The following is a 7,370-nucleotide window of genomic DNA, read 5'->3' as shown; positions in this document are numbered from 1 at the left end:
CGCGCTGATCCTGGTCGCCTGTGGCGCGATCCAGAACTTCTCCGGCATCCACGAGGTCGGCCAGTTCATGGGCGGCTCGCAGCAGTGGAACGGCGTTCCGCCGCTGCTCGCGGGGGAGGCGAGACGTGGAGCTGCGTCTCCCGCCCCGCCGAAGACGGCCACTGCCCCCACGCTCATCGCGGCGACACCGGTGGCGACCCCCAGGGGGACTCCCCATCTGCGTCGCAGCGATCCGCGGTTGTCCTCTGCTTCGATCGTCATCAGTAGTTCCTCTCGGGTCCGCCGGTGGTCCGGCAGATCACGATCGGAGGGAGCCGCGGGAATGCCTCGTGTGCCACTCATCGTGCGACTTCCTCCGAGTTGACGGGATGCCTGGAACCGAATGACGCCGGAACCGCGGTGCCGCCCATGAGGTCGGCGCCCAGCCTCCGCCGCGCACGGTGCAGCCGGGACTTCACGGTCCCGACCGCCACCTGGAGCGATGCCGCAGCCGCCTGCTGGTCCAGGCCGGACCACACGCAGAGTTCGACGACCTCGCGTTCGTGGCGCGGTAGCCGGGCCAACGCCCGGTGGATCGCCGACATCCGACGCTCGTCGTCGACCATGACGGCGATGCGGTCCGCGTGGTCGACCACCGGCTCGTCGTGCGAGACGAGCCGGTGGAACAGCGCTTCGGCCCGTCTGAGCCGGCGCCTGGTGTTCGACAGCAGGCGGTCGGCGATGCCCAGCAGCCACGGCAGGGCCGAGTCACGGTCCAGTACGGTCTCCGACCGCCTGCGCCAGGCGTGCAGGAACACGGTCGACGTGAGGTCTTCAGCCTCGGACCAGTCGGCCGTCCGACGGAAGAGGTGGTTGTAGACGGTCTTGCCATGCCGGTCGAAGATCCGACCGAACGCCTCCCGGTCGCCTTCGACGGCCCGCGCCCACAGTTCCCGGTCGGATGTCCCTCCGACCGGGAGGGTGGGACCAGCGTCGTTCAGTTCCATTCTCTGTACGTGTCCGGCAACCGCACCAAGGTTCCCGCCGAGCCGGATCCGTTCCGCCGGCCGAATCCGGCCCCGCTGCGAAGGAGACGGAGGAACCACCCGTCCCCCGCCCCCTGTTCCTCAGTCGTCGTCCTCGTCGTGGTCCTTCTCCGCCAGCACGATCACGCACATCGCGACCGCGATCAGCAACGAGGCGTCGGCGTCCTCGCGGACGATGTCGATGCCGTAGGTGTCGCGGATGCTGAGCCGGCGCCGGGAGATCTGGGCCAGCAGCTCACCGTCGTAGTCGATCGCGAACTCGCGGTCCAGGATCTTGCCGCTGACGTCGAGCTCGGTGCCGTCGGCCATCACCACCCGGTAGTGGTTGCGGAGCAGCGACAGGTGCTTCTTCTTGACCCGGGCCAGCTCTTCGCCGTCGCGCTCGATGATCATCGTGTCGCGGATGCTGATCAGCTTCTGCCGCAGCTCCACGAGGACCCGGCCGTTCGCGTCCTTCAGCTCGAAGGTGTCGCGTACCCGCATGGCCTTGCCGTCGACGAGGAACACCTTGCGGCCCTCGGTGTCCTCGATCCAGTAGTCGTCGCCGATGGAGAAAAGTCGCTCGCGTACGAGAAGTCTCATGGAGCACAGGTTCCCGGAGGCGTGCGGGGAATGCATGGGGGCGCGCGAGGTGCCGGAGCACCGCGGCGGCCGGACCCCGTACCCGCGCCGGAGGGGAGCGCGGGGTGAACACGGCATGAACACCGGCACCGGCTCCGGCGACGGTCCGTGCCGCTTCGCGCGCGGTGGGAACCAGGGCCGGGCGCCGCGGAGTCGAGGTCGTGAAGAGGGGCCGGGACGCACCTCGTCGGAGCCGCGTCCGCACCGGTCCGTCGCGTGCCGCGTACCGCGGGACAGCCGCCTGCCGGACGCCCGACAGCCCTGAGGAGAGACCGTGATCCACCGCCTGAAGCGGATACCGGCGTTGTCCGTGGGTGTGGCACTTCTCGTCGGCGGGTTGACCGCCTGCGATCCGGAGGGCCTGCACTCCGCCGAGCACGCCGGGCCCTTCCCGTACGAGTCTCCGGCGGACACCGCCGACGTCGATCTGCGCGAAGCCTTGTCCGACTACGGCGTCCGCCTGCCCGAGGAGGCCGAGGAGATCACCTACGGTGCGCTCAAGGCGCTGGACGGGTACCCGTTCCGTGTCGAGTTCTCGATGTCCTGCGACGGTGTTCCGGCCTTCGCCCGGGAGAACCAGCTCGTCTCCGCCGGGAGGAAGACCCCCGACGCGGTGGAGACGGACGTTCTGGAGGCGGGGTTCCCCTTGGACGCCGACCCGGCCTACGTCCGGGCGAAGGGGTCGAAGCTGTGGGCGGTGTACGCGGCGGTCGTCGAGCGGTCGGGGACGTGCGAGGTGTTCCTCGGCAGCTGAGCCCGCCGGAAGCCCGTCCTGCCCATGCCGCCACCCGCCACCACCCGTGATCGGCGACGCTGCCGCGAGTGGCACCCTTGAGGCATGAACGATGCCGTCCCGGCGCCCACCCCCGCGCCCCACCGTGCCCGTGTCCGCGCCCCCGAGCTCATCGGCAAGGGCGGCTGGCTGAACACGGGTGGCCAGCAGTACACCCTCGCTGACCTGCGAGGACGCATTGTCGTCCTCGATTTCTGGACCTTCTGCTGTGTGAACTGCCTGCACGTGCTCGACGAGCTGCGCGAGCTGGAGGAGAAGCACCGCGACACCGTGGTGATCATCGGTGTGCACTCGCCGAAGTTCGTGCACGAGGCGGAGCACCAGGCCGTCGTGGACGCGGTGGAGCGGTACGAGGTGCACCACCCGGTGCTGGACGACCCGGAGCTCGCGACGTGGAAGCAGTACGCGGTCCGCGCCTGGCCGACGCTCGTGGTGATCGACCCCGAGGGGTACGTCGTCGCCCAGCACGCCGGTGAGGGCCACGCCCACGCCATCGCGAAGCTGGTGGACGAGCTGGAGGCGGAGCACGCGGCGAAGGGCACGCTGCGGCGCGGGGACGGGCCGTACGTGGCGCCCGAGCCGGTCGCGACCCACCTGCGCTTCCCCGGCAAGGCGCTGCTGCTGCCGGACGGCGGCTTCCTGGTCTCGGACACCACCCGGCACCGGCTGGTCGAGCTGGAGGCGGACGGCGAGACGGTACGCGGCCACTACGGCACCGGCGAGCGCGGCTTCACCGACGGCGGCCGGGACGAGGCGCGGTTCAGCGAGCCCCAGGGCCTCACCGTGCTGCCGGACGGCCGGATCGCCGTCGCCGACACCGTCAACCACGCGCTGCGCGCCCTGGACCTCACCACCGGCGTCACGGTGACGCTCGCCGGCACCGGCAACCAGTGGTGGCAGGGTTCCGCCACCTCCGGTCCGGCGCGCGAGGTCGACCTCTCCTCGCCGTGGGACATCGCCTGGTTCGGCGACCGCCTCTGGATCGCCATGGCGGGCGTGCACCAGCTGTGGACGTACGACCCCGAGAGCCGCACCGTCGAGGTCGCGGCGGGCACCACCAACGAGGGTCTCGTCGACGGTCCGGCGGCCGAGGCGTGGTTCGCGCAGCCCTCCGGGCTCGCGGTCTCCACCGACGGTGAGCGGCTGTGGATCGCCGACTCCGAGACCTCGGCGCTGCGTCATGTGGACCGCGCGGGCGTGGTGACCACGGCGGTGGGCACCGGCCTCTTCGACTTCGGGCACCGGGACGGGGCCGCCGACCAGGCGCTGTTCCAGCACCCGCTGGGTGTCACGGCCCTGCCGGACGGTTCGGTGGCGGTCTCGGACACGTACAACAACGCGCTGCGGCGCTTCGACCCGGCGAGTGGCGAGGTGACCACCCTCGCAACCGACCTGCGTGAGCCGAGCGACGCCGTGCTGGTCGACGGCGACCTGGTGGTCGTGGAGTCGGCGGGGCACCGGCTGACCCGGCTGCGACTGCCCGAGGAGGCCCTGCGGGTCGACGGCGGTGCGCACCGCACGCAGCGCGCGGCCACCGAGGTCGCCGCCGGGAGCCTCCGGCTGGACGTGGTCTTCCAGGCGCCGGCCGGTCAGAAGCTCGACCTGCGGTACGGCCCCTCCACCCGGTTGCTGGTCTCCTCGACCCCGCCGGAGCTGCTCGCCGAGGGCTCGGGCGCGGGCACGGACCTCTTCCGCGACCTGGTCCTCGCGGACGGGATCACCGAGGGCATCCTGCACGTCTCGGCGATGGCGGCGTCGTGCGACGACGACCCGGCGAACGAGTACCCGGCCTGCCACGTCCACCAGCAGGACTGGGGCGTACCGGTCGTGGTGACGGCGGACGGCGTGGCCCGGCTGCCGCTGGTGCTGGCCGGGATGGACGAGCAGGGCTGATCTCCGGAGCCTGTCGGGCGGCGCGCGGCCGGGGGAACACCCCGGCCCGAGGCCGCCCGGCGGGATCTCAGAACTCGTCGGCGCCGTTGCGGAGTTCGGGTGTCCAGTAGCCGGTCGCCCACTTCGCCGGGTCGACGGAGATCCCGCCGGAGTTCGGGGCCTTCACGGTGGCCATGCCGGCGCCGCCCGGGAAGGTGATGGTGAAGTCCTCGGCGTTCCTGACGTCTTCGTCCGTCCCGCCGTCCGACAGCCGCACCACCGCGTACGCGGGGGCGCCGGCGGTGAGCACGACGGCGTCGGCGGGCTTGCTCTTGGCGACCGCGGGCGCGGCGCCGAGGGCGTTCTCCAGGAACCGGATCTCGGGGAAGCCCGGCATCAGGCAGCTGTGCCCCGAGGTGTTCTTCGCGGTCAGCACGATGTGGGTGTAGGGCGGTCCGTCCTGGACCTGGGCGCTGATCGTGAGGCCCTTGGTGGTGCAGGCCGGGGTGGCGGAGGACGCGTCGGTCCCGCCGCCACCGGTCGTGGTGGCGGCGGCCTGGTCCGTGCCGGCGCCCTTCGTGGCACCGGAGCTCTGCGCGGAGCCCGCCTCCTGCGTGGGGTCCGCCGAAGCGGCGGGCACGGCCGATCCCTCCTGGGCCGCTCCGGTGGACGCGGCGTCCGCGGACTTGGTGGCGGAGTCGTCGTCGCACGCGGTGAGCGTGAGGGCGAGGGCGGCGGTGGCCGCGGCGGCGAGGACGGTGGTGCGGCTGCGGAAGACGGACGCGCGCATGGGAGGTTCCCCCGGAAGTGGTGAGAGGACGGCGGACGGCCGAGCCGTCACGCCTGTGAGCTGCTGACATCCATGAGTCTGGGTCCCGTCGCTCACGTTCCGCTGCTGTCCCGCTGACGTCCTGCTGACGCCCCCGCCCGGTCGCGCTTCGGCGTCCGGAAGCCGCCCGTCCGGGAGTCGCCCCTCCACCGGGAGCACCGCCCGGTTCAGCTCCCGTCGGTGAGCCTGCGCAGCGCCAGCCAGTGGCGGCTCCGGTAGTCGGCCCGTGCCGAGACGCGCAGCAGGACCTCCAGGGCGCGTACCGCTCCCTCGTCGTAGTCGGCGTGTTCCGCCTCCTGGGCCGCCCGGTCCAGGAGGCGGATTCCCTCGTCCTCCTCGCCGAGCGCCAGCCGGGCCTCACCGGCGACGGTCAGCAGCAGGGTGCGGCGGGCGGCCTCCTCGGGCCCGGGGCCCGGCTCCAGGGCCGCACGCGTGGACGCGAGCGCGTCGGCGGGGCGGTGGGCGGTGAGCTGGAGCCGGGCCAGGTGCTGGAGGGCGAGCAGCTCCGTGTGCCGGTCCCGCTCCTCGCGCGCCAGGGCGACCGCGCGCCCGCAGCCCTCCAGCGCCGTGTCGAGATCGCCCAGCTCGGCCTGGACGGCCGCCAGGTTGATCAGCGCCGTCGCCTCGCCCAGCCGGTCACCCGCCTGCCGCGCGAGGCCCGGCGAACGCGCCAGGAGCGCGGCGGCCTCGGCGGTCCTGCCCTCTTCCGTCAGGACCCATCCCAGGAGGTTGAGCACCCTCGACTCGGCGTACGGGTCCTTCTCCTCGCGCGCGGAGTCGAGGGCCAGTTCCAGCAGGGGGGCCCAGCTGTCCCGTACCCGCCACACCACCTGCGGCCACTGGAGGAGGACGATGCGCCAGGCCCGGTCGTGCAGGCCCGCCTGCCGGGCGGCGACGGCCGCGCGGGCCAAGTCGTCCCGTTCGGCGGCCAGCCAGCGCATCGCCGCGGACCGGTCCGCGAAGTCCCGTACTGCGACGGGGTGATGGTGGTCCGCAGGCAGCACGAAGCAGGGCTCACCGCCGGGTTCCGCGGCGTCGGAGGCCGCGAGGGCGGTGGCGACATAGTGGTCGAGGACGCCGATCAGTGCCTCGGGTCCGGACGCCGGGTCCAGGCCGCGGGCGTACAGACGCACGAGGTCGTGCAGCACCCAGTGGTCCGGGGCGGCCTCCGTGACGAGGTGCGCGGAGCCCAGGCGTTCCAGGGCGGTCGCGGCGGCCTGGGGAGCGGTGCCCGCGAGGGCCGCACAGGAGTACGGGTCGACGTGGCCGCCCGGATGGTGGCCCAGCCGGGCCAGGAGGTGCGCGGCGTCCGGCGGGAGCTGCTGCACGGTCAGCCGCAGGGCGGCCGAGACACCGACGTCGTCCACGTCGAGGCAGGCCAGCCGCCCGCGTTCGTCGGCCAGTTCGTCGGCCAGCCCCGCCAGAGTCCGGTGCGGACGTCCGGCCAGCCGGGCGGCCGTGACCCGCAGGGCGAGCGGAAGCCCTCCGCAGAGTTCGGCGACGCGTCGGGCCGCGACGGGTTCGGCGTGGACCCGCTCCTCGCCGAGCACCCCGGCGAGGAGCGCGGTGCCGTCCTTCGGCCGGAGGGTGTCGAGGGGTACGGGCCTGGCGGCGTCGGAGGCGATGAGCCCTTCCAGCCGGTTGCGGCTGGTGACGACCGTGACGCAGTCGGCCCCGCCCGGTAGCAGGGTGCGGACGGCGGCGGAGTCGCGGGCGTTGTCGAGGACCACGAGCAGCCGGCGCCGGTCGGTCAGGGAGCGGAAGAGGGCCGCCGCGGCGTGGACGGACTCCGGGACGCGGCGCGGTGCCACGCCGAGGGCGAGCAGGAACTCGCGCAGCACGTCGCCCGGTCGGGCCTCGCCCGTTTCGCTGAACCCGCGCAGATCGGCGAAGAGCCGCCCGTCCGGGAAGGCGGCGGGGTTGTGGTGGGCCCACTGGAGGGCCAGCGAGGTCTTGCCGACCCCGGCGGGCCCGGTCACCAGGCATACCGGGGCCTCACCCGCGGCGGCCCGGGTGAGCGCGGCCAGTTCGGCCGTGCGCCCGTGGAAGCCGCGGGGTGCGCGCGGCAGCAGATCGGCCGGGTGCGGCACGGCGGGGTGGGCGTCGGCGGCCGGCCGGCCGGTGGCGCGCGGTACCGCGGCGGGTACGGGCACCGCGGCTGGGGCTCCAGCACGATCCGAGCCGTTCCGCGGTGTTCCAGGCGATGTTCATCCTGCTCACCCACAAGGTG

5 protein-coding genes and 2 pseudogenes are annotated in these 7,370 nt (G+C 73.3%); 2 read left to right on the top strand and 5 right to left on the bottom strand.

Annotated features, from left to right (window positions below; genetic code table 11):
• The 3 genes and pseudogenes from ACWD3D_RS30775 to ACWD3D_RS30765 form a co-directional block, all read right to left on the bottom strand.
• Positions 1 to 261, bottom strand: a pseudogene (locus ACWD3D_RS30775) (hypothetical protein); the annotation flags it as partial.
• Positions 262 to 338: 77 nt separating this feature from the next.
• Complete coding sequence (locus ACWD3D_RS30770) at positions 339 to 986, bottom strand: RNA polymerase sigma factor (protein ID WP_451464030.1); 648 nt, start codon at positions 984 to 986, stop codon at positions 339 to 341.
• Between the two features lie 120 nt (positions 987 to 1,106).
• A complete protein-coding gene (locus ACWD3D_RS30765; RefSeq protein WP_451464029.1) occupies positions 1,107 to 1,607 on the bottom strand; it encodes an LURP-one-related/scramblase family protein in 501 nt (166 codons plus the stop codon).
• Positions 1,608 to 1,920: 313 nt separating this feature from the next.
• Here ACWD3D_RS30765 and ACWD3D_RS30760 point away from each other — a divergent pair, with 313 nt between their 5' ends.
• Both ACWD3D_RS30760 and ACWD3D_RS30755 read left to right on the top strand, forming a co-directional pair.
• On the top strand, positions 1,921 to 2,400 hold the full coding sequence (locus ACWD3D_RS30760) for a hypothetical protein (protein ID WP_451464028.1): 480 nt from the start codon (positions 1,921 to 1,923) through the stop codon (positions 2,398 to 2,400).
• Between the two features lie 84 nt (positions 2,401 to 2,484).
• Complete coding sequence (locus tag ACWD3D_RS30755; RefSeq protein WP_451464027.1) at positions 2,485 to 4,332, top strand: NHL domain-containing thioredoxin family protein; 1,848 nt, start codon at positions 2,485 to 2,487, stop codon at positions 4,330 to 4,332.
• A 67-nt stretch (positions 4,333 to 4,399) separates the two neighbouring features.
• On the opposite strand, the gene ACWD3D_RS30750 is transcribed toward ACWD3D_RS30755, so the two are convergent.
• Together ACWD3D_RS30750 and ACWD3D_RS30745 are read right to left on the bottom strand one after the other, a co-directional pair.
• The gene (locus ACWD3D_RS30750; RefSeq protein ID WP_451464026.1) at positions 4,400 to 5,101 is read right to left on the bottom strand and encodes a DUF4232 domain-containing protein; all 702 of its coding nucleotides are present in this window, start codon (positions 5,099 to 5,101) and stop codon (positions 4,400 to 4,402) included.
• Between the two features lie 206 nt (positions 5,102 to 5,307).
• A pseudogene (locus ACWD3D_RS30745) lies at positions 5,308 to 7,338 on the bottom strand (ATP-binding protein); the annotation flags it as partial.
• Positions 7,339 to 7,370 lie beyond the last annotated feature (32 nt).

The organism is Streptomyces sp. NPDC002690, assembly GCF_053592415.1.
This window is presented reverse-complemented; position numbering and strand designations above follow the sequence as displayed.